Origin of the sequence: Sulfuritalea sp., assembly GCF_017302275.1 — a bacterium.
Taxonomy (GTDB): Bacteria; Pseudomonadota; Gammaproteobacteria; order Burkholderiales; family Rhodocyclaceae; genus Sulfuritalea.
The window spans coordinates 23,109-46,848 of the sequence record NZ_JAFLDR010000017.1 but is presented as its reverse complement, the minus strand read 5'-3'; the positions used below and the strand labels follow the sequence as shown (position 1 = coordinate 46,848).

The 23,740-nt window shown below is 68.0% G+C and carries 23 protein-coding genes and 1 other RNA gene; 18 read left to right on the top strand and 6 right to left on the bottom strand.

What is annotated here, in order from left to right; genetic code table 11:
* Positions 1 to 60: 60 nt before the first annotated feature.
* Together J0M27_RS11165 and J0M27_RS11160 are read right to left on the bottom strand one after the other, a co-directional pair.
* Entirely contained in the window at positions 61 to 393 is a 333-nt protein-coding gene (locus J0M27_RS11165; protein ID WP_294991322.1) for a DUF2782 domain-containing protein, read from the bottom strand.
* 67 nt (positions 394 to 460) lie between these two features.
* Positions 461 to 1,213: a TIGR00730 family Rossman fold protein gene (locus J0M27_RS11160; protein WP_294991319.1), complete on the bottom strand. Its 753-nt coding sequence runs from the start codon at positions 1,211 to 1,213 to the stop codon at positions 461 to 463.
* Between the two features lie 14 nt (positions 1,214 to 1,227).
* Here J0M27_RS11160 and polA point away from each other — a divergent pair, with 14 nt between their 5' ends.
* The 14 genes from polA (at position 1,228) to J0M27_RS11090 (ending at position 18,578) form a co-directional block, all read left to right on the top strand.
* On the top strand, positions 1,228 to 3,960 hold the full coding sequence (gene polA / locus J0M27_RS11155; protein WP_294991316.1) for a DNA polymerase I: 2,733 nt from the start codon (positions 1,228 to 1,230) through the stop codon (positions 3,958 to 3,960).
* A 50-nt stretch (positions 3,961 to 4,010) separates the two neighbouring features.
* A complete protein-coding gene (locus J0M27_RS11150; RefSeq protein ID WP_294991314.1) occupies positions 4,011 to 5,195 on the top strand; it encodes an ATP-binding protein in 1,185 nt (394 codons plus the stop codon).
* 109 nt (positions 5,196 to 5,304) lie between these two features.
* Positions 5,305 to 7,053 (top strand): lipid A export permease/ATP-binding protein MsbA, encoded by a 1,749-nt coding sequence (gene msbA / locus J0M27_RS11145; RefSeq protein ID WP_294991311.1) that lies wholly within the window; start codon positions 5,305 to 5,307, stop codon positions 7,051 to 7,053.
* 46 nt (positions 7,054 to 7,099) lie between these two features.
* Positions 7,100 to 8,185, top strand: coding sequence for a glycosyltransferase family 4 protein (locus J0M27_RS11140; protein ID WP_294991309.1), 1,086 nt, complete (start codon positions 7,100 to 7,102; stop codon positions 8,183 to 8,185).
* Positions 8,182 to 8,901: a methyltransferase domain-containing protein gene (locus J0M27_RS11135; protein ID WP_294991306.1), complete on the top strand. Its 720-nt coding sequence runs from the start codon at positions 8,182 to 8,184 to the stop codon at positions 8,899 to 8,901. Before J0M27_RS11140 ends, J0M27_RS11135 begins: the two co-directional genes overlap by 4 nt.
* Positions 8,879 to 9,928, top strand: coding sequence for a glycosyltransferase family 9 protein (locus J0M27_RS11130; protein ID WP_294991304.1), 1,050 nt, complete (start codon positions 8,879 to 8,881; stop codon positions 9,926 to 9,928). The genes J0M27_RS11135 and J0M27_RS11130 overlap by 23 nt, the downstream gene beginning before the upstream one ends.
* A complete protein-coding gene (locus J0M27_RS11125) occupies positions 9,925 to 10,995 on the top strand; it encodes a glycosyltransferase (RefSeq protein ID WP_294991301.1) in 1,071 nt (356 codons plus the stop codon). Before J0M27_RS11130 ends, J0M27_RS11125 begins: the two co-directional genes overlap by 4 nt.
* Positions 10,995 to 12,833 carry an asparagine synthase (glutamine-hydrolyzing) gene (gene asnB, locus J0M27_RS11120; RefSeq protein WP_294991299.1) on the top strand — a complete coding sequence of 613 codons (1,839 nt, stop codon included), beginning with the start codon at positions 10,995 to 10,997 and terminating at the stop codon, positions 12,831 to 12,833. Before J0M27_RS11125 ends, asnB begins: the two co-directional genes overlap by 1 nt.
* Positions 12,830 to 13,390 carry a DapH/DapD/GlmU-related protein gene (locus J0M27_RS11115; protein WP_294991296.1) on the top strand — a complete coding sequence of 187 codons (561 nt, stop codon included), beginning with the start codon at positions 12,830 to 12,832 and terminating at the stop codon, positions 13,388 to 13,390. The genes asnB and J0M27_RS11115 overlap by 4 nt, the downstream gene beginning before the upstream one ends.
* Positions 13,391 to 13,393: 3 nt before the next feature.
* Positions 13,394 to 14,107: an FkbM family methyltransferase gene (locus J0M27_RS11110; protein ID WP_294991293.1), complete on the top strand. Its 714-nt coding sequence runs from the start codon at positions 13,394 to 13,396 to the stop codon at positions 14,105 to 14,107.
* 112 nt (positions 14,108 to 14,219) lie between these two features.
* The gene (locus J0M27_RS11105) at positions 14,220 to 15,197 is read left to right on the top strand and encodes a glycosyltransferase (protein WP_294991290.1); all 978 of its coding nucleotides are present in this window, start codon (positions 14,220 to 14,222) and stop codon (positions 15,195 to 15,197) included.
* Entirely contained in the window at positions 15,194 to 16,168 is a 975-nt protein-coding gene (locus J0M27_RS11100; protein ID WP_294991287.1) for a glycosyltransferase, read from the top strand. Before J0M27_RS11105 ends, J0M27_RS11100 begins: the two co-directional genes overlap by 4 nt.
* On the top strand, positions 16,165 to 17,442 hold the full coding sequence (locus J0M27_RS11095) for an O-antigen ligase family protein (RefSeq protein WP_294991284.1): 1,278 nt from the start codon (positions 16,165 to 16,167) through the stop codon (positions 17,440 to 17,442). Before J0M27_RS11100 ends, J0M27_RS11095 begins: the two co-directional genes overlap by 4 nt.
* Entirely contained in the window at positions 17,439 to 18,578 is a 1,140-nt protein-coding gene (locus J0M27_RS11090; RefSeq protein ID WP_294991281.1) for a glycosyltransferase, read from the top strand. The genes J0M27_RS11095 and J0M27_RS11090 overlap by 4 nt, the downstream gene beginning before the upstream one ends.
* Here J0M27_RS11090 and J0M27_RS11085 read toward each other — a convergent pair.
* Together J0M27_RS11085 and rfaQ are read right to left on the bottom strand one after the other, a co-directional pair.
* A complete protein-coding gene (locus J0M27_RS11085) occupies positions 18,560 to 19,645 on the bottom strand; it encodes a glycosyltransferase family 4 protein (RefSeq protein ID WP_294991278.1) in 1,086 nt (361 codons plus the stop codon). The two genes, J0M27_RS11090 and J0M27_RS11085, sit on opposite strands and share 19 nt — an antisense overlap.
* Positions 19,642 to 20,730 carry a putative lipopolysaccharide heptosyltransferase III gene (gene rfaQ / locus J0M27_RS11080; RefSeq protein ID WP_294991275.1) on the bottom strand — a complete coding sequence of 363 codons (1,089 nt, stop codon included), beginning with the start codon at positions 20,728 to 20,730 and terminating at the stop codon, positions 19,642 to 19,644. Before rfaQ ends, J0M27_RS11085 begins: the two co-directional genes overlap by 4 nt.
* A 110-nt stretch (positions 20,731 to 20,840) precedes the next feature.
* Between rfaQ and zapB the strand changes: the two genes are divergently transcribed.
* From zapB to J0M27_RS11060, 4 genes are all read left to right on the top strand, one after another.
* A complete protein-coding gene (zapB, locus tag J0M27_RS11075) occupies positions 20,841 to 21,035 on the top strand; it encodes a cell division protein ZapB (RefSeq protein WP_294991273.1) in 195 nt (64 codons plus the stop codon).
* Positions 21,032 to 21,358 carry a cell division protein ZapA gene (locus tag J0M27_RS11070; RefSeq protein WP_294991270.1) on the top strand — a complete coding sequence of 109 codons (327 nt, stop codon included), beginning with the start codon at positions 21,032 to 21,034 and terminating at the stop codon, positions 21,356 to 21,358. The genes zapB and J0M27_RS11070 overlap by 4 nt, the downstream gene beginning before the upstream one ends.
* 48 nt (positions 21,359 to 21,406) lie before the next feature.
* A non-coding RNA gene (ssrS, locus tag J0M27_RS11065) (6S RNA) lies at positions 21,407 to 21,586 on the top strand.
* A gap of 97 nt (positions 21,587 to 21,683) precedes the next feature.
* Positions 21,684 to 21,875 (top strand): hypothetical protein, encoded by a 192-nt coding sequence (locus tag J0M27_RS11060; protein ID WP_294991267.1) that lies wholly within the window; start codon positions 21,684 to 21,686, stop codon positions 21,873 to 21,875.
* A gap of 57 nt (positions 21,876 to 21,932) precedes the next feature.
* Here the strand turns inward: J0M27_RS11060 and J0M27_RS11055 are convergent, their stop codons facing one another.
* Both J0M27_RS11055 and J0M27_RS11050 read right to left on the bottom strand, forming a co-directional pair.
* A complete protein-coding gene (locus tag J0M27_RS11055) occupies positions 21,933 to 22,934 on the bottom strand; it encodes a 2-dehydropantoate 2-reductase (protein ID WP_294991264.1) in 1,002 nt (333 codons plus the stop codon).
* Positions 22,931 to 23,704 carry a fumarylacetoacetate hydrolase family protein gene (locus tag J0M27_RS11050; RefSeq protein WP_294991261.1) on the bottom strand — a complete coding sequence of 258 codons (774 nt, stop codon included), beginning with the start codon at positions 23,702 to 23,704 and terminating at the stop codon, positions 22,931 to 22,933. Before J0M27_RS11050 ends, J0M27_RS11055 begins: the two co-directional genes overlap by 4 nt.
* Positions 23,705 to 23,740: the final 36 nt, after the last annotated feature.

Sequence of the window (23,740 nt, the reverse complement as noted above, 5' to 3'; positions counted from 1 at the left end):
TCACGGCGCTGGAAACGTATCCCGACGCGAGCCCGGGACAGGCGGCGTCTGCGGGAACGCTCAGAACGTGCCGATCACCCACATCGGCACGCGCAGGCCGGCATCCTTCGAATCCTGGCGCACCCACTGACCGTTGCCGGAGTGGTCGAGCAGGTAGTAGGGCACGCCATGCGAGGGCGTTACCTTCATCATGTAGAGCTTGCCGCTGATGCGGAACTCCTCGACCTTGTCCTCGCCGCGACGGGTGATGGTGACCTGCGGTTCCAGCGCTTCGTTGAGCGACCCGGGCGGCGGCGGGGGCGGCTCGGGAATCGGCTCCAGTTTCGGCGGCTGGGTCTGCGCGGCGACATTCAGCGCAAGGGCGGAAAGCAACAGGACGATGGTGCGGCGCATGGCAGATCCTCGGGAAAACGGCCCGCGCGGCGGGAATCCCGCGCCAACGAAGCCTGAAGCAAGTTTATCAAAGGTTCAGCAGCAATTCGTGCTCTTCGGGCAGCGGTCCGAAGCCGCGCGACTCGTAGTGGTCGAAGATCGCCGCCACCACCGCTTCCGGTTCGTCGATGACCTGCAACAGGTCGATGTCCTCGGGATTTATCATGCCTTCGCCCACCAGCCGCTCGCGGAACCAGTCCAGCATCCCTGCCCAGAACTCGCTGCCGACCAGGATCAGCGGGATGCGCGGGGTTTTCCCGGTCTGGATCAGGGTCAGCGCTTCGAGCAGCTCGTCGAGCGTACCGAAGCCGCCGGGCATCACCACGTAGGCGGCGGCGACCTTGACGAACATGTACTTGCGGGCGAAGAAATGGCGGAAGCTTTGCGAGATGTCCTGGTAGTGGTTGGCCTGCTGCTCGTGCGGCAGCTGGATGTTGAGGCCGATCGACATGCTCTTGCCTTCGAAGGCGCCCTTGTTGGCCGCTTCCATGACGCCCGGTCCGCCGCCAGAGACCACGGCGAAGCCGGCATCGGACAACAGGCGGGCAATTTTCTCGGTGAGCTGGTAGTAGTTCGAATCGGGATCGAGGCGTGCGCTGCCGAAGATCGACACGGCGGGCCGCACGGCCGCCAGGCGCTCGGTCGCCTCGACGAACTCTGCCATAATGCCGAACACCCGCCAGGCTTCGCGCGCGCTGGTCGCCGGTGTCGTCGGCGCAGCGGCTTCGGCGCTGCGGGCGCCGCGCGCCAGGACCTTCGGCAGTTTGTCCTTCTCATTCATTCAGCATCACCTCCATGCCCACGCTGCTGCTCGTCGACGGTTCGTCCTACCTCTACCGCGCCTTCCACGCGCTGCCGGACCTGCGCAACTCCGGCGGCCAGCCGACCGGGGCGATACGCGGCGTGCTGTCGATGCTGCGCGTGCTTGAAGCCGACTATAAGGCAGATTTTCGCGCGGTGGTGTTCGACGCCAAGGGCAAGACCTTCCGCGACGACTGGTACCCGGACTACAAGGCCCACCGCCCGCCGATGCCCGATGACCTGGTGGCGCAGATCGAGCCGCTGCACGAATGCATCCGCGCCGCCGGCTGGCCGCTGCTGATGGAGTCCGGTGTCGAGGCCGACGACGTCATCGGCACGCTGGCGCGGCAGGCGGCACAGGCCGGGATCGATTGCGTGATCTCCACCGGCGACAAGGATCTCGCCCAACTGGTGAACCAGCACGTCACGCTGGTGAATACCATGAACGGCGAGAAGCTCGACATCGCCGGCGTCAAGGCCAAGTTCGGCGTGCCGCCAGAGCGCATCGTCGATTACCTCGCCTTGATTGGCGACAGCGTGGACAACGTGCCGGGCGTGCCCAAAGTGGGGCCGAAGACCGCCGTGAAATGGCTGGACGCCTGGGGTTCGCTCGATGCCATCGTCGCCCATGCCGGCGAGATCGGCGGCGCGGTCGGCGAGAACCTGCGCCAACACCTCGGCTTCCTGCCCCTGGGCGTCAAGCTGGTCACCATCGCCTGCGAATTGCCGCTGCCCCTGCAGGCGACCGAGCTGGCCCCGCAAGCGCCGGACACGGCGAAGCTCGAAGAACTCTACGCCCGCCTCGAATTCAAGGGCTGGTTGCGCGAACTGAAGGGCGAGGCGCCCGCGCCGAGGCCGAAAGTCGGCGCTGGCGAGACGGCGGTTAGCGCAGTCCCGCTGGCGGCGATGACCGAACCCGACCGCAGCGGCTACCAGTGCATCCTCGACGACTCGGCGTTGCAGGACTGGCTGGCGCGCCTCGACGCGGCAACGCTGGTGTCACTCGATACTGAAACCACCGACCTTGACCCGATGCAGTCGCGGCTGGTAGGCATCTCCTTCGCCATCGCGGGCGGCCCGGTCGCCTATCTGCCGCTGGGCCACCACTATGCCGGCGCGCCGGAGCAGCTACCGCTGACGGAAACGCTGGAGCGGCTGCGTCCCTGGCTGGAGTCGTCGCGCCACGCCAAGCTCGGCCAGCACCTCAAGTATGACCGCCACGTATTTGCCAACCACGATGTGACATTGCGCGGCATCGTCGAGGACACCTTGCTGCAATCCTATGTGCTGGAGTCCGACAAGGCCCACGACCTGGGTGCGCTGGCGGCGCGCCACTGCGGCCTGTCGACGATCAGCTACGACGCGGTGACCGGCAAGGGCGCCAGCCGCATTTCATTCGCCCAGGTCGATGTCGGGCGCGCCGCCGAGTACGCGGCGGAGGATGCCGATGTCACGCTGCGCGTGCACCAGGTGCTGCGCCCGCAGCTCGCCGCCGCGCCGGAGCTGGAAGCGCTCTACCGCGACCTGGAACTGCCGGTGGCCGAAGTGCTGTTCCGCATGGAACGCCACGGCGTGCTGATCGACGCGGCGACGCTGGCGCAGCAGAGCGACGAGCTCGGGCGCAAGATCATGGCCATCGAAGCCGAGGCGCAGCAACTCGCCGGCCAGCCCTTCAACCTCGCCTCGCCCAAGCAGCTCGCCGAAATACTTTTCAACCAGCAGGGTCTGCCGGTGGTGAAGAAGACGCCATCGGGCGCACCCTCGACCGATGAGGAAGTGCTGGAGAAACTGGCCGAGGACTATCCGCTGCCGAAGAAGATCCTCGAACACCGCAGCTTCGCCAAGCTGAAGAACACCTACACCGACAAGCTGCCGAAAATGATCAACCCGGCCACCGGCCGCGTGCATACCAGCTTCGGCCAGGCCACGGCGGTCACCGGGCGGCTGGCCTCGACCGACCCCAACCTGCAGAACATCCCGATCCGCACCGCGGAAGGCCGGCGCATCCGCTCGGCCTTCATCGCGCCGGCAAATCGCCGTATCGTCAGCGCCGACTATTCGCAGATCGAGCTGCGCATCATGGCCCACCTGTCCGACGACCCGCGCCTGCTCGAAGCCTTCGCCCAAGGCGAGGACGTGCATCGCGCCACCGCCGGCGAAGTCTTCGGCCTGACGCCGATCGAGGTCAGCAGCGAGCAGCGTCGCGCCGCCAAGGCGATCAACTTCGGCCTGATCTATGGCATGAGCGCCTTCGGCCTGGCGAAACAGATCGGCGTCGACCGCACGGCGGCGCAGGCCTACATGGACCGCTACTTCGCGCGTTATCCCGGCGTCGCCCGCTACATGGAAGAGACACGCGCCGTGGCGCGCGAGAAGGGCTACGTCGAAACCGTGTTCGGCCGTCGCCTGTGGCTGCCCGAGATACGCTCGTCCAACGCCGGTCGCCGCCAGGGCGCCGAACGCGCCGCCATCAACGCGCCGATGCAGGGCACGGCGGCCGACCTGATCAAGCGCGCCATGCTGGCGGTGCAGGGCTGGCTCGATGCGCAAGGGCTGAAATCGCTGCTGATGCTGCAGGTGCATGACGAACTGGTGCTGGAAGTTCCCGCGGAAGAGCTCGATCAACTGCGCGAGGCGCTGCCCAGGCTGATGGGCGGCGTGGCCCGGCTCAAGGTGCCGCTGCTGGTGGAAGTGGGCGTCGGCGCCAACTGGGACGCGGCGCATTGATTTTGCGCCGCCGGCTTTGCAATTTCGCGCCGCCACCTTAAAATTGCAAAATGTGGATCAAGAGGACGCTCGCCGACGAACTGCGCAAGCTGACCGCCAGCTTCCCGGTGGTGGCGCTGGTCGGGCCGCGCCAGGTGGGCAAGACCTCGCTGCTGGAGCATGATTTTCCCGAGTTCCGCTACGTCTCGCTCGACACCGCGAGCCAGGCGGAAATGGCCGAGACGCGACCGGCCGAGTTCCTGCAACGCTTCCCGCCGCCCGTCATCATCGACGAGGTGCAGTACGCGCCGGCGCTGTTCCGCCACATCAAGGCCTATGTCGACGCGCACCGCAATGAAAAGGGACTGTTCCTGCTCACCGGCTCGCAGAACTACGCGCTGATGCAGGAGATCTCCGACAGCCTGGCGGGCCGCGCGGCGGTGATTCCCTTCCTCGGCTTGTCGGGCGCCGAATGGCTGGCCTCGCCGGCTGCCAAGGATGGTACCTGGGGACGCTTCTGGTTGCGCGGCGGCTATCCCGGACTGTGGAGCGACGCCGGCGTTTCGCGCGAGCGCTGGTACCAGGGCTACCTGGCGACCTACCTCGAACGCGATGTGCGCAACATCCTGCGCGTCGGCAGCCTGCGCGATTTCGAGCGCTTCCTGCGCGCCTGCGCCGCGCGCTGCGCCCAGACCCTCAACATGTCCGACCTCGGCCGCGACGTCGGCATCTCCGCCACGACGGCGCGTGAATGGATCGGTGCCTTGCAGGCCTCGAACCAGATCCTGCTGCTGGAGCCCTACCACCGCTCGCTGGGCAAGCGCCTGGTGAAGTCGCCCAAGCTGTATTTCACCGACACCGGGCTGGCCGCCTTCCTCATGGGCCTGACCGACGACGCGCCACCACCCGAGCATGTCGGCGGCGCGCTGTGGGAGAACCATGTCGTCGGCCAATGGCTGCGCTGGCGGCACTGGCAACATCCGGAGGCGACGCTCTGGTACTGGCGCGATTCCGGCGGCCACGAAGTCGACCTGCTGGTGGAGTGGCAGCAGCGCCTGTTCGGCATCGAATGCAAGTACAAGGAGCGGCCGGACAGTCACGACCTGCGCGGCCTGCGCCGGCTGCGTGAGTTTTATGGCGATTCTGCGATCCCGGGATTCATCGCCTGCACCACGGCGCAGCCCTTCGATATTGCCGACGGCATGACGGCGATCAGCGGCTGGACGCCGTGGACCCTGCCGGGGATGAAGCCATGAGCGCCCCGCACGGCCGCCCGAAGGGGCGCCAGCCAATACCCGGAGCCGCACCGCGGCGAACCGCAGTCACCCCCTCGCTTGGCGAGGGGGCTGGGGGGAGGGTCGTATCATGACCGGAAGTCGCGAGTTGTACCTCCGTCTGCTCTCCCACGTGCGCCCGCACTGGAAGGGTTTCGCCCTGACCCTGGCGGCCACAGCGCTGGCGGCGGCCACCGAGCCGCTGTTCCCGGCGCTGATGAAGCCGCTGCTGGACAAGGGCTTCGGCCAGGGCGAGCAGGGCTGGCTGGCCTGGCTGCCACTGGCCATCGTCGGCATCTTCGTGCTGCGCGGGGTGGCCGGCTTCCTCGCCGGCTACGGCATGTCCTGGGTCTCGAACAAGGTCATCACCGACCTGCGCCAACTCATGTTCGAACGCTTGATGCGGCTGCCGGCAAGCTACTTCGACGCCCACGCCTCCTCGATTCCGGCCACGCGCATCGCCTATGACGTGAATGGCGTCGCGGCGGCGGCAACCTCGACGCTGACCGTGCTGATCCGCGACACGCTTTCGGTGCTCGGCCTGGTCGGCTGGCTGCTGTGGCTCAACTGGAAGCTGACCCTGATCAGCCTCGCCGTGATCCCGCTCACGGCACTGGTGGTGCGCGCCTTTTCCAAGCGCCTGCGACGGCTCTCGCTGGCTTCGCAGGAAGGCATGGCGCAGATGAACCAGGTATTGCACGAATCGATCCGCGGCCATAAGGTGGTCAAGATCTTCGGCGGCGAGGAACACGCCACGGCGCGCTTCTTCAAAGTGAACAACGCCCTGCGCGGCTACGGCATGCGCCAGGCGATCGCCGCCGCCGCCGTGGCGCCGATCACGCAGATCTTCGCCTCGGTCGGACTGGCCATCGTGGTCTGGGTCGCCCTGCAGCAATCGGCCGGCAACGAAACCACCGTGGGCGGCTTCGTCTCCTTCATCACAGCGATGCTCCTGCTGCTGGCGCCTCTCAAGCACCTGGCCGACATCAACGCACCGCTGCAGCGCGGCCTGGCCGCCGCCGAGAGCGTGTTCCGCATGCTCGACGAAGCCGCGGAAGTCGATCAGGGCACGGTAAGCCTGGGCGGTAAGGACAAGGCGCGCGGCGAAATCGAGTTCGCCGGTGTCGGCCTGCGTTACGCCAGCGCCGATCGCGACGCGCTGTCCGGCATCGACCTCAGCATCCGTCCCGGCGAAACCGTGGCCCTGGTCGGCCCCTCGGGCGGCGGCAAGACTTCGCTGGTCAATCTCGTGCCGCGCTTCTATCACGCCGGCAGCGGCCGAATCCGCATCGACGGCCAGGACATCGAAACCCTGACGCTGCAATCCCTGCGCGCCAACATCGCCCATGTCGGCCAGGATGTTTTCCTGTTCGACGACACGGTCACCGCCAACATCGCCTACGGCGGCAAGCGCGATGCGACTCGCGGCGAGATCGAGGCTGCCGCACGCGCTGCCCATGCGCTGAAGTTCATCGAAGCCATGCCCCAGGGCTTCGACACCGTGATCGGCGAGAACGGATCGCGCCTCTCCGGTGGCCAGCGCCAGCGCATCGCCATCGCCCGCGCCATCCTCAAGGACGCACCGATCCTGATCCTCGACGAAGCCACCTCGGCACTCGATAGCGAATCGGAGCGCGCCGTGCAGGAAGCGCTCGAAGCCCTCATGCGCGGACGTACAACATTGGTCATCGCGCACCGCCTGTCCACAGTCGAACATGCCGATAGAATTGTCGTGCTGGCGCAGGGGCGCATTGCCGAGGTCGGCAGCCATGCCGAGTTGCTGGCGGCTGGTGGCGTCTATGCCAGCCTCTACCGGCTGCAATTTGCGGAGGCCGCTTGAAAATCCTTCACACCGAGGCCTGGAGTTGTTACGAGGAGCCCTCGTTGTGAAAATCCTTCACACCGAGGCCTCCTGTGGCTGGGGCGGACAGGAGATCCGCATCCTCGAAGAATCGCGCGGCCTGATCCAGCGCGGCCATGAGGTCAGCGTTGCCTGCCCGGCCCACGCTCGCATGGCCGCCGAGGCAGCGCGCTTCGGCGTGCCGGTGACGGTCCTTCCCATCGAATTCAAGACGATCGCCGGCTTGCGCGCGCTGCGCCGCCATCTCGCCGCGGCCCGCCCCGACGTGGTGAACACCCACAGCTCGGCCGACTCCTGGCTGGTGGCGCTGGCCTGCGCCACGCTGCAGGCGCCGCCGTCGATCGTCCGTACCCGCCATATCTCGGCGCCGGTCGCGGGCAATTTCGCCAACCGCTGGCTCTATCGTCAGGCACGCGCGGTGGCGACCACCGGCGAGAGCCTGCGCCGGCACCTGCTCGACACCCTCGACCTCGACCCGGAGCGCATCACCTCGGTGCCGACCGGCATCGACACCGAGCGCTTCGCCCCAGCCGACAAGGCCGCCGCCAAGACGGTGCTGGGGCTCGACCAAAGCAAGACCCATGTCGGCATCGTCGCCACCCTGCGCAGCTGGAAAGGCCATCTCTACCTGCTCGATGCGTTCGCACAATTGCAGCGGCCGGATCTTCAGCTCGTGATCGTCGGCGAAGGCCCGATGCGAGGGCCGATCATGGACAAGATCGCCGCGCTCGGCCTCGGCGATCGCGTCACGCTGGCCGGACAACGCACGGACCCCGAGCACTGGCTGCAGGCGATGGACGTGTTCTGCCTGCCGTCCTACGCCAACGAGGGCGTGCCGCAGGCCATCCTGCAAGCCATGCTATGCGCCCTGCCCATCGTCACCACGCCGGTAGGATCAATCCTCGAAGCCGTGAGCGACGGCGAGACGGCACTGGTAGTACCGCCAAAGGATGCCACCGCGCTGGCCGCCGCCATCAACCGATTGCTCGACAATCCAGCGCTTGCGGCACACTTGGGCGACCACGCGCGCCGTGTCGCCAGCGCCGACTTTTCCCGGGACACCATGCTTGATCGCATGGAAACCATCTTCCGCCAGGCCCGATCATCATGACGACGCCCCTCGACTGGACCACGGTCTCCGACGATCCCAACAACCGCGAGGCCAAGGCCGCCGTGCGCACCTGGCTGAAGACCGCGCAAACCGTGCATACCGGCAACGACCTGCTCGGCCACATCGAAGGCCTGGTGCGTGGCAAACGCGTGCTCGACATCGGCGTCGTGTCCCACAGCGCGCGCTACTTCGACCTGCCGGATTGGCGCCACGGCCGCATCCACAGGGCGGCGGCCTATTGCGTGGGCATCGACATCCTGGAACCGCTGGTGGCAGAACTCAACACCCGCGGCTTCAACGTGCGCTGCGTCGACGCCACCTCGGAGGCCGACCTCGGCGAACGTTTCGACCTCGTTTTCATCGGCGACGTCGTCGAACATGTCGACAACGCGGTGCTGTTGCTGAAATTCGCCGCGCGCCACCTGGCCCCGGGAGGGCGCCTGTTCGTGACCACCCCCAATCCCTTCTCGCGCAAGTTTTTTCGCCAGTTCAAGCGCGACGGCGTGATGGTGGTCAACCTCGACCATGTCGCCTGGATCACGCCGACGCTGGCCATGGAACTGGCCCGCCGTGCCGGCATCGCACTCGCGGCCTACCACCTGGTCAAGCGCTTTTCACCCGTGGCGTTGCTGCTCAAGCGCCTGATCGGCTGGCGTCTGGAACCGGTCGAATTCTCGTTCCCGGACTACCTCTATGAGTTCGTCCGCCGCGACTGAAACCGGCCTGCCGGCGCCGCGCGACATCCTCTACATCAATGTCTCGCGCATCGGCGACACGCTGCTGGTGACACCGGCGGTGCGCGCCGTCGCCGCCCGCTGGCCGCAGGCGCGGATCGATTTGCTGGCGCATCCCAAGCGCGAGGAAGTCGTGCGCCACCTTCCGTTCGTGCGCCGCACCGGCGGCATCGAGAAGCAGCGCGCGCGTTTCATGGGCCGCATCGGGAATCCATTCGCTGGCAAGCGCTACGACCTCGCCTTCGTCTGCAACTTCGATGCGCCGCTGGTCGAGTATGCGCTGCGCGTGGCGCGCCGCGTCGTGGCCTTCCGCCAGCCCGACGAGGCACTCAACCGGCGCCTGTACCGGGCCGTCGAGCATCCGGCGCTGCAGACCACCCACGCGGTCGACATCCAGTTGCTGCTGCCGGCGGCCGTCGGCGCCGCGCCGGCCGGGAGGGCGCTGAGCTATTGCGTTACCGCCGGCGAAGAGCAATGGGCGGCAGGTTTCCTGGCGGAGCACGGCATCGACGCTTGTCACCCGCTGCTCGGCCTCCAGGTGGCGAGCTTTCCGACCAAGGCTTACCGTGACTGGCCGCCCGGCCACTTCAGCGAACTTTGCCGGCGCATCCGCGCGCGCTGGCCCGGCGCCCGCTTCCTGATCTTCGGCGGCGAACTGGAGAAGGCACGCACCACGGCCCTCGCGGCGGAACTCGGCGACTCGGCCACGCTGTGCGCCGGCCGCTTGAGCCTGCGCGAAACCGCGGCACTGATGAACCGGATCGATCTGTATGTCGGCGTCGACACCGGGCCGACGCACCTGATGGGCGCGTTGCGGCGGCCGATGGTCGCGCTCTACCACGGCTATTCGCCAAGCCGCGTGCTGGCCCCGCTCGACCATCCCTGCCTGTATGCCATCGATCATCCGCTGGCCGACCGCTGCACACCCGAGGCGGACATGGCCGCGATCACGGTGGACCGCGTCTGGACGGCGGTACAGCAGGCGCTGGCCGAGCATCCGGCGCCATGAAGTTCGCCCTGTTCACCACCAACCTTGCCGGCGGTGGCGCGGAAAAGGCACTGGCCAAGATAGCCGCCGGACTGGCCGGGCGCGGCCACGAGGTCGATTTCATCGTCTGCGAAGACGCCGGCCTCTACCCGCCGCCTGCCGGCTGCCGCTTCCACGCCCTGGCCAGCCGCGCCGGCCACGGCTGGCTGGGCAAACGCCGCCTGGCCTGGCGGCTGGCTCGCCTGCTGAAATCGCGGGGGCAGGACCTGCTGGTATCGACGCTGCCTTTTGCCGACGAAGTGGCGGTACTGGCGCGCGCGCCGCGCCACGTCTGTCGCATCGCCAACACGCTTTCGGCCGAGATCGCGCGCCTGCACGCCGCCAAGGCGGAACGCCGCGCGGCGCGCTATCGCCGGCTCTATGGCAGGTGCCGGCTGGTCGCCGTCTCGCAGGGCGTTGCCGACGACCTGCTGTCGCAGTTCGGCATCGGGGCCGGTTCGGTGCGCGTGATCGGCAATCCCTTCGACTTCGCCGCGATCCGCGCCCAGGCCGCCGAACCCTGCCCGTCGCGACCCGCGGACCCTTACATCCTGCACGTCGGCCGCTTTGCCGCACAGAAGCGCCATGATCTGCTGCTGGCCGCTTTCGCGCGCGCCGGATTGACGCAACGACTGGTGTTGCTGACGCCGCCCGATCCCCGGCTCGATGCGCTGATCGCACAAGCCGACCTGCAAGGCCGTGTCGTCAGCGCCGACTTTCAGGCCAACCCCTACCCGTGGATGGCCGGCGCCGACCTGCTGGTGCTGTGTTCCGACCACGAAGGCCTGCCCAACGTGCTGATCGAGGCGCTGGCCTGTGGCACGCGCGTGGTCAGCACCGACTGCCCGTCCGGCCCGCGCGAGATCCTCGGCGGCGAACTGGCGCAGCAACTGGTTCCCTGCGCCGATGTCGATGCGCTGGCGCAGGCGATGCGCGCCACGCTGGCGGCGCCGAAACCGGCGCCGGCAACCGTCGCGCAGGCGCTGGCGCCCTATGCGGCCGACCGCGCGCTCGACGCCTGGGAAACATTGGCGCGGGAGAGCCTCTGATGTGCGGCATCCTGCTCACGGTCGGCGAAGCTTTCCGCCGCGATTTCGACGCCGCGCTGGGAGCACTCGGCACACGCGGTCCCGACGCCCGCGAGACCCTGGCCCACGGCGCCGCCCTGCTTGGCCACGCGCGGCTCGCCGTGATCGACATCGACGGCGGGCGCCAGCCGATGACGACGACCGACGGTCGCCTGGCGATGGTCTACAACGGCGAGATCTACAACTTCGCGGAGTTGCGCCGCGAACTCGAAGCGGCCGGCCGCGCCTTCGCCACGCGCTCCGACAGCGAGGTGCTGCTGGCGGGCTACCTGCACTGGGGTCAAGCGGTGCTGGAAAAGCTCGACGGCATGTTCGCCTTCGCCATCCACGACCGCGCCGACGGCAGCATCTTCCTTGCCCGCGACCGGCTCGGCATCAAGCCGCTGTTCTGGGGCGTACATGGACAAGGATTCGTCGCCGCATCGACGCTGGAACCCTTCTTCGCCCTGGCCGCCTTCCCGAAACGCCTCGACGCCGAAGGCCTGCGCGATTACCTCGCATTCCAGACGCCGCTGGCGCCGCGCACGCTGGTGCGCGGCATCCATGCCCTGCCGCCCGGAGCCTGCCTGACCTGGAGAGTCGGCGCCGACGCTACGGTGCGCCAGTGGTGGACCATCCCCGATGCCGGCGAGGCGGCGCCCCGACACGAAGCGCTGGTCGCCGAGACCGACGCCCTGCTGGCGCAGGCGATCGAGGACCAGCTGGTGGCCGACGTTCCGCTCGGCGCTTTTCTTTCCGGCGGCATCGACAGCAGCCTGGTCGTGCATTACATGGCGCAGGCCGGGGCGCGGCCGATCCGGACCTTCAGCGTGCGCTTCGCCGAGGCCGGCTTCGACGAGAGCCCGGCCGCGCGCGCCGTGGCCGAGAAGTACGGCACCGAGCACCACGTGCTCGATGCGCCGCAACTTGGCGCCGACGCGCTGGCGGCGGCGCTGGCCGACCTCGACCAGCCGTTGGCCGACCCGGCCTATGTGCCGACCTGGGCGCTCTCAAAGCTGACACGCAAGCATGTCACCGTGGCGCTCTCGGGTGACGGCGGCGACGAACTGTTCGGCGGCTACCCGCGCTTTCTCGACAGCGCCGACCGCTACCCGGACAGCGCCGCCAGGCGCGCATTGCGGATGATGCTGCGGCATGGCCTCGCGCCCGGCAGCCTGACCCGGCGCGCGCTGGCCGGCGCCGAGCTGCTGCTCTACCGCCGTGTCGAACTGGGCGACTACCCGGGCAGCCGCAAGGACCTGCGCGCCTATCTCGCGCCCGATGTCGCGCGCGCGGCGCATCCCGAATCCACGCTGCAACTCTGGCGCGATCTCGCGGCGCGCCACGGCAGCTACGATCGCGGCGCGCTGCTGCGCGCCGACCTGTGGACCTACCTTTCCGAAAACTGCCTGGCCAAGACCGACCGCGCCAGCATGGCGCACGGCCTCGAAGTGCGCGTGCCGCTGCTGGCCAACGCGCTGCAGGAACGCATGCTCAGGCTCCCCGCGAGCGTGCATTTCGATGCCGGCGGCGGCAAGGCCATCCTGCGCGCGCTGGCACGCAAGCACCTGCCCGAAGCGGTCTGGAACCGCGAAAAGCACGGCTTCTCGGTGCCCTTGCGCACCAACTTCGCCGGCCCCTGGCACGACTGGGGCGATGCCCAGGTGGCGGCCGCCGCGACCCGCGCACCCTGGCTGGCGGCAGGCGCGCTGGCCGCCCTGTGGCGCGAGGCACGGCTGGGACGGGGCAATGTCCGCCTGATGTACACTTTCGCCGTGCTGCTGTCCTGGCTCGAAACGCATCCGCTGGAACCGACGTGAACTTCCTGAGGCATTTCCTGTTTGTGCTGCAGCAACGGCGCGCCGGCAATCGCGTGTCCTTCGCCGCCTACATCAAGGGCTACGATCGCATCGAACTCGGCCGCGGCTGCAAGATCCACGCCGATGCATCGGTCGACGCCTCGCGCAGCCCCGGCGTTCGCTTCGGCGACAAGGTGACGCTGAACCGCTATGCCTACGTGCAGGGCGGCAACGGCGGCGTGCGCCTGGGCGACCGCGTCGAGGTGAACAACTTCAGCATCGTCAATGGCACCGGCGGCGTCGATATCGGCGACGACACGCTGATCGGACCCGGCGTGCGCATCATCTCCTACCAGCACGGCTACGCCCGCGGCGCGACCATCCGCTCGCAACCGGTGGATGCCAGGCCGATACGCATCGGCCGCGATGTCTGGCTCGGCGCCAACTCGATCATCCTGGCCGGCGTAACAATCGGCGACGGCGCCGTGGTGGCCGCCGGCGCGGTGGTGCGCGAGGACGTGCCGTCACATGCGGTGGTCGCCGGAGTACCGGCCACGATAAGAAAGTACAGGGAATAGACCATGCGCAGCAACGGCCGTACCGCACGCAAGCTGAAAAAAATCGCCTGGCGCTTCAAGCAGCCGGACTGGGCCGACAACCATGGCGTGATGCTGCCGGTCAGGCACCCGCTGGTGTCGCCCGGCATCGCCCGCGAGATCTACCTCGGCGACTACGAGGCGAAGGAGATCGAAATCATTTCCCGGCGGCTGGCAACCGACGACGTGGTGTTCGAGGTCGGCGCCGGACTCGGCTACCTCTCCGCCTACTGTGCCAAGCGCACTGGCAGCGACAAGGTCTTTACCTACGAAGCCAACCCGGAACTGATCCCGCTGATCCGCGAAACCCATGCCCGCAATGCGGTGGCGCCAACGCTGACCAACGCCCTGCTGGCCCAAGGCGAAGGCGAACGCGAGTTTCGCATCGAGGCTGATTTCTGGGCCTCGTCCGCGCATCGCGACGGCGGCCGCGCCATCATCGTGAAGCAGGTCGACCTCAACAGCGAGCTGGCGCGTATCCGGCCCAGCTTCATGATCGTGGACATCGAGGGCGGCGAAGCCGAATTCTTCGCCGCCGCCGACCTTTCGATGGTGCGCAAGATCTGCGTCGAGACCCATCCCGACGTACTCGGCGACCGCGTCCTGTCGGAGATGTTTGCCGGGCTGGTCGGCAAGGGTTTCGCGCTGGATTTCTCGCTGATCCGCAAGAACGTGTTCTTCTTCCACAGGCCAGCATGAGTGCCGCCTGCCGGGCCGCCCCAAGGGCGGAGCAGCCAGCGATCTGGAGCGGCATGGCCGCGAACCGCGGGCACCCCCGTCCCCGGGGCGGGGGTTGGGGGGTGGGTAGTTCATGACCGTCAGGGATGTCCTGCTGATCGCCCACGGCAGCCTGCATCCGGCCCTGCGCCGCGAGCTGGCCGCGCGCGGGCTGGTCATGCGCGAAAGTCGGCGCTGGCAGGATGCCGACCGCAGTGATCCCGACCGCATGCTCGGCGCCTACACCTGGTTCTACGAGGGATTGCGCCATCCGCTGACGGTATGGGGCATGTCGCGTTTCCTGCGTCGCCGCGGCATCCCGCTCTTCGCGTGGAACCAGGACGCGCCGCACTACCTCAACCGCGCCGCCTGGCGCCTGGACTGGCTCGACCGCGCACGCCTGTTCGACCTCTACGCCACGCACAGCCTGATGGACGCACGGCGCAATTTCGCCGACAGCGTGCTCTACCTGCCGAACGCCGCCGATACGGCCCGTTATCACCTGCATGGCGCGACGCTGGCCGAGCTGCGCGACCCGGCCCGCTATGAGCATGACGTCAGCTTCTTCGGCGCGATGGACGGCAGCCGCTACAAGGAGATGCGCGGCCGCCAGGAGTTCTTCACCGCGCTGGGAAAGCGGCTGGCCGCACGCAGCATCCGCTACCTGTTCCGTGAGGCCTCCGGCATGAGCATCGAAGAGCAGGTAGGCTTGATCCAGAAGACCCGCATCAACCTCAACTTCGGCGCCTCGTGCGACTACGGCGCGCCGCTGGCCACGGGCCTGCCGGAACGCTGCTACGGCATTCCGGCCTGCGGCGGCTTCCTGCTCTGCGACAAGCGCAGGCATGCACGCGACGATTTCACGCCGGGCGACAACTGGGCCGAGTTCGAAGGGCTGGACGACTGCCTGGCGCGGATCGAGTTCTGGCTGGCGAACTTCGCCGCCGCGCGCGACCTCGCGGAACGCTGCCACACCCATGTCATGGCTCGCCACACCTACGCCCATCGCGCGGCGACGCTGCACGACGCGCTGCTGGCATGGCACGGGGGAAAGCGGGGCCGACTGCAATGAGCACCCCCTTGCTGTCCCTGGTGATCCCGGTCTACAACGTTGCACCCTACCTGCCGCGCTGCCTGGAAAGCCTGGCCGCGCTCGATCCGCCGGCCGACGAGATCATCGTCGTCGACGACGGCTCGACCGACGACTGCCCGCGCATCCTCGCCGAATGGGGAGCGCGCCTGCCGCGGATGCGCGTGATCCGGCGCGAGAACGGCGGGCTTTCCGCGGCGCGCAACACCGGGCTCGACGCCGCGACCGGCCGCTACCTCGCCTTCGTCGATTCCGACGACTTCGTCGCGGCGGACGCCTACGCCGAGGCGCTGCGCCTGGCCGAGCAGGACCGCCTCGACATGGTTCTGTTCAACGCGGACTACCATTTCGAGGGACGCGAAGCGGACTACCCGATCTACGCCGGCGTGGCGCCGACCGGGGTGATGGCCGGTCGTGAGTGGCTGCGCCAGCGACTCGCTGCCGGTCGGCTGCTGCACATGGTCTGGATGCACCTCTACCGCCGGGATCTCATCGAGGCGATTCGCTTGCGCTTCATCCCGCCGCTGGTGCACGAGGACGTGGTCTGGACCACGCGTGCCCTGCTCGCCGCGCAGCGCGTGCGCTACATCGACCGGATCGCGGTGCATTACCGGATTCCGCAGCGACGCTTCACGCCGGAGCAGAAGCAGCGCCGGCTGCAGGGGATCGCCGACAGCACGGTGGCGAACACGCGAATGCTGACGGCGATCGCCGACGGCCTCGACGACGCGGAGCTTGCCGCGCTGTTGCGCGGGCAGATGGTCGATGGCGGCCTCGCGGTATTTCACAAGCTGGCCCAGATGCCGGATCGCGCCGCCGCCTCGGCCATGCTGAAACGGCTGCGCGTGGCAGGCGACATCGCGCTGCTGTGGCGGCATGCGCGGGATACCGCCCAGCGCCGTCGCATTGCGCGTCACTGGCTGCGCTCCTGGTTCGGCGGCCTGGGCAAGTGAAGCGCGCGGCCACGGCAATCGAGGTTTTCTGGCAGGCCTGGCTGGCAGCCGTGGTCTTCGTCTTCCCGATTCCACACACCATCGCGTTGCGCAACCTGCTGCTGCTGGTCGGCCTGGCGGCGCTGCTCGCCACCTGGCGCGGCGCGGCGCGACTGCGACTGCCGCCGCTGCTGAAACCGGCGGCGTGGGGGCTGGTCGCGACCACCGCCTGGCTGGTCCTGCATTCGCTCACCGTGGCGCCGGCGCCGACTTTTGCTCTGGACAGCCTGCGCGGTGACTGGATCGTGCCGCTGCTGGTTGCGGCGCTGGCGATCGGCGCCGCGGCACGCATTGAACCCCGCCTCGCGCTGCGCGCCGTGGTGGCCGCGCTGCTGGCACACATGCTGTGGATGTTCGCCTGGCAGTTCTGGCTGCTGGCGACCACCGGCGCCGTAGGCGACGGCTCGAAGGGGATCGTTCCCTTCGGCGAGCGCGATTACCACAGCAGCTTGAATGGATTCCTGCTCGCCCTGCTGCTCGCGGAACGACTCGCGGCGCGTACCGGCCATGCGGTATTTGCCACCAAGCCGGGCTGGATCGCGCTGACAATGACGCTGGCTGCCGACCTTGCCGCGCGGGTGCGCAACGGCACCCTGGTCAGCCTGATCCTGCTGGCGCTGGCACCGGCCCTGATGGTCGGTCGCCGCCCGCGTTTCGTGCTCCTGCTGCTCGCGGTAGCGACGCTCGGCGGGGTATCCCTGGCGCTGGACGCACGCTGGAGCCGCTTCGCCGAGTCGGCCGCGATCGGCTGGAATTCGCCCAGCCGCTACTGGTTGACCCCCGACCCCGCCCTGCAGCCGACGACTCCCTCCGGCGCGATCCTGGAGGACTCCGCCTACATGCGTGCCGCCTGGGCGCACCGCGCCGTGACGGCGATCGCCGCACAGCCGCTCGGACTCGGATTCGGCCGCGATGCCTTCGGTCGCGCCATCGAGCAGGCCTACGGCCACCGCGGCATGGTCAGCAGCCACAGCGGCTTGCTGGATTTCGCCATCGGCAGCGGCCTGCCCGGCCTCGCCCTGCTATTGCTCACGGCGGGGCTGGCGATCCGGGGCGGCTGGCGCCAATACCGTCGGCATGATGATGCCGCCGGCCTGATGCTCAGCCTCCTGGTCGGCGGCTACCTGTTGCGCTGCCTGATCGACGGCCACATGTCCGGCTGGCGGCTGGGTCTTTTCGCCTTCCTCTGCGGCGTGCTGATCGCGGCGATGAAGAGGTCGCCGGAAAAGCCATGAAGCACGTACAAATCAACCTCCAAAACCATTTCGGCGGCGGCGAGGTCTACACCACCTTCTTTTGCCGCGCCTTGTCGCAACTCGGCGTGGCGACGACACTGCTGGTTCACCCGCGCGCCGGATTCTGGGACCGGCTCGGCTTGCCCGCCGATACCCGACGCATCGCCGTGGCCGGCATCGCCGACCTGCCTCGCCACTTGCCTGCGGGTCCGCTCTGGCTGCTCTCGCACGGACCGCTGCCAGCCGCGCTGCGGCAACCGATGCCACGGCGCCTGCGCAGTGCCATCGCCCACATGCCGGTGCAGGGACGCGACCCGGCCGCCTTCACCGATCACGACCGGATCTACCCGGTTTCCGGCTGGGTGCGCGACGGCCTGCTGGCCGCCGGCCTGCCGGCCTGGGGCACGCCGCTGCTGGGTGTCGCCGGACTCGGCGCGCGTGCCACCGGGGGGGATTGCGCCATCCGCCGCGCCAGCCGCTATGACTGGGACCGCCGCAAGGGCCGCGACCGCCTGCTCGGCGCGCTGGAACCCGTTGCCGAAGCGCTGCGCCCGCATCCCGCCTTCGAGCGCCGCGCCGGCCTGACGCTGGGCATCGTCTCGCGCCTGACACCGATCAAGCAGTTCCCGCAACTGTTCGCGCAGCTGGCGCCGGTGCTGGCCAGGCATCCGCAGGTGAACCTGGAAATCTTCGGCAGCGGCGGCTACGCCTCGGTGCGCGACCTCGACCGCGCGCTCGCCGCGCTGCCGCCCGGCCAGGTGCGCTTCTGGGGCCAGCAGGGGGATGTCGGCAGCATTTACCGGCAACTCGATTACCTGCTCGCCGGGCTGCCCGAAAAGGAGGCGCTGGGCCTCAACGTGATCGAGGCGCAGGCTTGCGGCACGCCGGTGATCGCCGTGGATGCGCCGCCCTTCACCGAAACCGTGCTGGATGGCACGACCGGCTTCCTCTACCGCGATCCGCGCCTCGATGCCGGCGCGGATTTCGCCCGGCTGCTCGACGAATTGCTCGCCGGCCGTGCGCGCCCGCAACCCGAACTGGCGCAGGCCCACCTTGCGCGCTTTTCCTTCAAGGCCTTCGTCGAGCGCCTGCGACCTATCGTGGCCGACGCCCGGCCTTACACCAGCCGCGAATAGAGCGCCATCAGCTGCGCCGCCATCGTCGTCAGTTCGAGATGGGCGACGCTGGCGCGCGCGGCATCGCGCATCAGGGGGGCGCGCCCGCACAGGTGATCGAGGCTGGCCGCCAGCGCCGCCGCGTCGCCCGCCGCGACCACCGCGCCATTCGCCTCCGTCACCAGTTCCGCGGCGCCGCAGGTCGTCGTGGTGACCAGCGGCAGGCCGCAAGCCAGCGCCTCCAGCGCGGCATTGGGAAACGGGTCGTAGCGCGTCGGCAGCGCGAACAGGTCGGCCGCGCCATAGAACGGCCGCACGTCCGTCTGCGCGCCGAGGAACATGACACGATCATCGATGTCCAGCGTCTGCGCCAGCTTGCGCATCAGCATTTCCTGCCTGTCGCGGCCGACCACCCACAGCCGCGCGTCTCGCCGCTGCATGCCCGCCATGGCACGCAACAGGGTCGGCAGGCCCTTGCGTTCATAGCCGGAACCGACGAAAAGCATCACCGGCGTCGCGCCGATGACGCCGGTCTTGGCGCGCAACGCCCGCCCCTGCTCCTCGCGCAGGCGCGGATGGAAGGCGTCGAGGTCGACCCCGTTGTAGATTACCTGTAGCTTCTCGTCGGCAAGTCCGAAGCGGCGCGCGATGTCGTCCCTGACCATGCGCGAGTTGCAGATCACCGCCCGCAGGTCCCGGTGGCCGAACATTTCCGCCTCCGCCGCCAGGGTGTAGCGATGCCAGGGCGCGAAGCGGTCCAGCGGCTTGCCGCGCAGTTCCAGCCAGGTGGCATGGACGCCGTCGCCGGCGCGGTAGATGTCGCAGCCGGGGATGCGCTCGTGGCTTTGCACCAGCCCGAAGCGCCGCTCGGCGATCAGGCGCCGCACGCCGCGGGCGAAACCGGCATCGCGCCAGGTACGTCCGATAAAGAACGGATCGACACGGATGCCCGGCGCCTCGCCCTGCCACTGCCGGGCGATGATGCTGACATCGACGCCCCGCGCCCGCAAGGCATCCAGCGCACGCGCAACAAATCTTTCGGCGCCGCCGAAGGGCGTGTACTTCTGGCGCACGATGGCTAGCTTCACAACAGCTCTTCGCAGGCTGCGAGAACCTGCGCCACCGGCAGCGTGGTCAGGCAATCGCTGACCTTGCTGTCGTTGCAGCCCGCCATACCGCAGGGCCGGCAGGGATGGTCCGGCGAGGCGACCACCCGGTGTCCCGCACCCCACGGGCCCCATTCGCGATCGCCCGAGGGGCCGAAGATGGCCACCACCGGCGTGCCCATCGCCGCGGCGATGTGCATCGGCGCCGAATCGACGCCGACGAAGAGCCGCGCCCGCGCCGTCAATGCGGCAAGTTCCTTGAGCGAGAGCTGGCCGGAAAGATCAAAAGTCGGCGCCGACGACACGGCGTTGCTATTGCGAACAGCGCACACGTCCCCGATCAGCGCCTTTTCGGCGGCGTCCGGCGCCGACGTCAGCACGAGGGGCCAGCCCTTCGCCGCCAGCGCGTCGCACAGCGCCGCGACGCGCTCGGCCGGCCAGCACTTGAAGGCCCAGCGCGACGCCGGATGAACATGGATGAAGCCGCCCGCGCCCACGCCATGCCGTGCCAGCAGTTCGCCGACGCGCGCCTCGGCTTCGGCGCCGGGCACGAGGACGACGCGCTGGTCGGCCTCGGTCGGCGTCACCCCGAGCGCGCGCAGACTGTCGAGGTTGGTATCGACCGTGTGGCGTTGCGGGTCGGACTGGGCCGGATAGAAATGGGTGAAGCTGCGCGCCCAGAAGCCGCCGCGGAACTTCGGCGCCACCGACCGGCGCGGCCGCAGCAGTCGCACCAGCCAGGCGCCGCGCGTATGCACGGACAGGTGCACCACGAGGTCGTAATGCCGGGCGCGCAAATCGCGGATCAGGCGCCATTCGGCGCCGCCCTGGCGGCGCAGACCCTGGCGCTTCCAGTTGCGGTCGATGCGGTGCAGTTGCGCCAGCGCCGGATGGCCTTCGAGCATCGGCGCGGTGTCGGCATAGACCAGCGCATCGACCTCGCACTGCGGGGCGATGCGTTTGAGCGTGGAGATCACCGGAGCGGCCAGCAACACGTCGCCGTGATGGCGTAGCTTGATCACCAGCGCACGGCGCAGGCCGGCTGCGGAGAAGACTTCGTGGGGCATGGATCCATTTTGCCAGAGCGCGCGAAAATGCCCACGACCCTTGTCAATCCACATTCAAATCGAAGGCTTGTTGCTTGACCTGATTGAGCTTTTCCCGGAAACTGGAGCCCATGAGCGTTTCCCTCGATCAACTTGAGCACAAGGTCGAACAGATCCTGGCCGTATGCAGCAGCCTGCGCGGCGAGAATCAGGATTTGCGCGCCCATGTGGCCGGGCTGGAGGCGGAAAAAGCCGCGCTGACGACCAGGATCGAAGTTGCCCGCCAACGCCTCGAAGCCCTGATGACCCGGTTGCCCGAAGAATGAGCAAGACCCTCGACATCAAGCTGCTGGGCAAGGATTACCGCGTTGCCTGCGAACCCGAACAGCGCGCGAAACTCGAGGCTGCGGTGGCGCTACTGGATGCGAAATTCAAGGAAGCCGGCGACAGGTCGGCCACGGGCGCACGGGGCAGCGGCGAGCGCGTCGCGGTCATGGTGGCCCTCAATCTCGCCCACGAATTGCTCGCGGCCAACGACACTCCGGCACATGTTGCGGCGGCACTTGAAAGCGAAACGATTCAGCGTAGAATCGATTCCATCGAGGCCAAGCTCGACGCATCGCTGGCGCAACACTCGCAGTTGTTCTGAGGCAGGTTCCGCCGCCGATACGCGAAAGGGTTGCTTGGTTTCCCCGGGTTTCCCCTGCGGTGTTCGCCAAGGCCATACATTCCTTGAACCAATATCCATTGGCATCGGCCGCAGCCCAAAGACGCCGCTGTTGTGATCGCCCCCGGCGGGCGAACCTGAAGCGGCAGGAACGTGGCCACTCTGAACGCAGGTTCAGGATGCCGGCCAAACGGCACTCGCGGGGGAATCGAATTCTGTTGCGCGATTCAGTTCGCGCCGCCGTCGGGCCAGCCTTGCTCCCGGCACCACCACCCAGACACACCACCTGACCGAGTATTGGATCCGCATGTCCGCACATCTTACCCGCCATCGCATCAAGTTCAGCGAACTCGCCCTCGGCCAGCGCTTCTATGACCCGATCAGCGCGGAGTATTTCGTCAAGCAGAGCGACACCATGGCGGCCATGGTCACCGGCATCGGCGACGGCACGATTCCCGACGAATTCGAAGCGGACGATATCGTCGGCGTCGACCAGTAGGCAGCGCACCGCCGCGACGCGCAGGCGGCAGCGGCAAAAACGGGAAGCGGGCTGCGGTCAGCCCAGTTGCAAGCGGCCCTTCGCGTCCTGCAGGGTTTTGTCCAACAGCTTGGCGCAGGCGTAAACGGCGTCGATGTGGGGCGTCGGCAATCCGGTGATGCGGCCCATTTCGACCACCGACCCAACCAGCGCATCGAGTTCCAGGGCGCGGCCGGCTTCGACATCCTGCAACATCGAAGTCTTGTGCGCGCCGATGGACTCGGCGCCGGCGATGCGCTTGTCGATCGACACCTTGAACTTCACGCCCAGTTTTTCGCCGATGGCCTGGGCCTCGGCCATCACCTTCGCCGCAAGGTCGCGGGTCAATGGAAAACGGCAGATGTCCTCGAGCGTGGCGTGGGTCAGCGCGCTGACCGGGTTGAAGATCACGTTGCCCCAGAGCTTGAGCCAGATTTCGCTGCGGATGTCATTGCTGATCGGCGCCTTGAAGCCGGCGTCGCGCATCGCGCCGGCGATCGCGCGGATCCGTTCGCTGTCGCTGCCGTCCGGCTCGCCCAGCGTGAAGCGGTTGCCCTCGATATGACGGACGACGCCCGGCGCGATCAGCTCCGAGGCCGGATAAACGATGGAACCGATGATGCGCGCGACGCCCAATGCGGCAACCAGTTCGCCGCCGGGATCGACGCTTTCCACGGTGCGCCCCTCGTACTCGCCGCCATGGCGGTGGAAATACCAGAAGGGGATGCCGTTCTGCATGGTGACGATGGAGGTGTGCTCCGCCAGCAACGCCGGCATCTGGCCCAGCAGCGGGCGCAACTGGTGGGCCTTGAGGGCGAGGATCACGCAATCCTGTATGCCCGCCTCGGCCGGACTGTCGGTGGCGCGTACGGGGCCAAGGATCTCGGTGCCGTCTTCCCAGATCAGCTTCATGCCGCCGTTGCGGCGCACGGCTTCCAGGTTGGCGCCACGAACGATCACCGTGACCTCGTGGCCGACATGGGCCAGGCGCGCGGCGATCATGCCGCCGATGGCGCCGGCGCCGACGATGCAGATCTTCATGGCAGTTTCACGTAGTCGTTGGCCAGCGTGCCGATGCCGTCGATGACGACCTCTACCCGAGTGCCCGGCTTCATCGGCAGCACGCCCAGCGAGGTGCCGCAGAGAATGACGTCGCCCGGATGCAGGGTCATGTCCTGCGAGATCATCGATACCAGCTGCGCCGGTGGAAAGATCATGTCGGCCAGCGGGTAACGCTGCCGCTCGCGGCCGTTGAGCAGGACCACCACCTCGCCCCGTGCCGGATCGAAATCGGTGTCGACCACCGGGCCGAATACGCCGAAGGTATCGAAGCCCTTGGCCCGCGTCCACTGCGGAAAACTCGGATCGCGGTTGAGCAGTTCCATCGCCGTCACGTCATTGGCGCAGCTGTAGCCGAAGATGCAGGAAGGCGCCTCTTCGACGCTGACCGCCGCTGCGGTCCTGCCGATGACGACCGCCAGCTCGCCTTCGTAGATGACCCGCCCGTCGTAGCTGGCCGGGGCGTGGATCGGCTGGCCATGCGCGCAAAGGCTGCTGGCCGCCTTGAGGAAATACAGCGGTTCGGACGGAGTCGCCCAGCCGTTCTTCTCGGCGGCGGCATGGAAGTTGTTCCACAGCCCGACCATCTTGCCCGGCACGCTCGGCGTCAGCCATTCCAGATCCGTCAGCGGAACCCGCTCGCCGGTCGCTCCCGACTCGCCGAACATGTCGCCGGCATGAACGGCGACCTGCCCGCCTTCGAGGACGCCGAAGCCTGTCCTGCCCTGATGCCTGAAACGCAGCCACTTCATGTCAAATCCTTGTTCAAATCCGGCAACCGCCGGCAC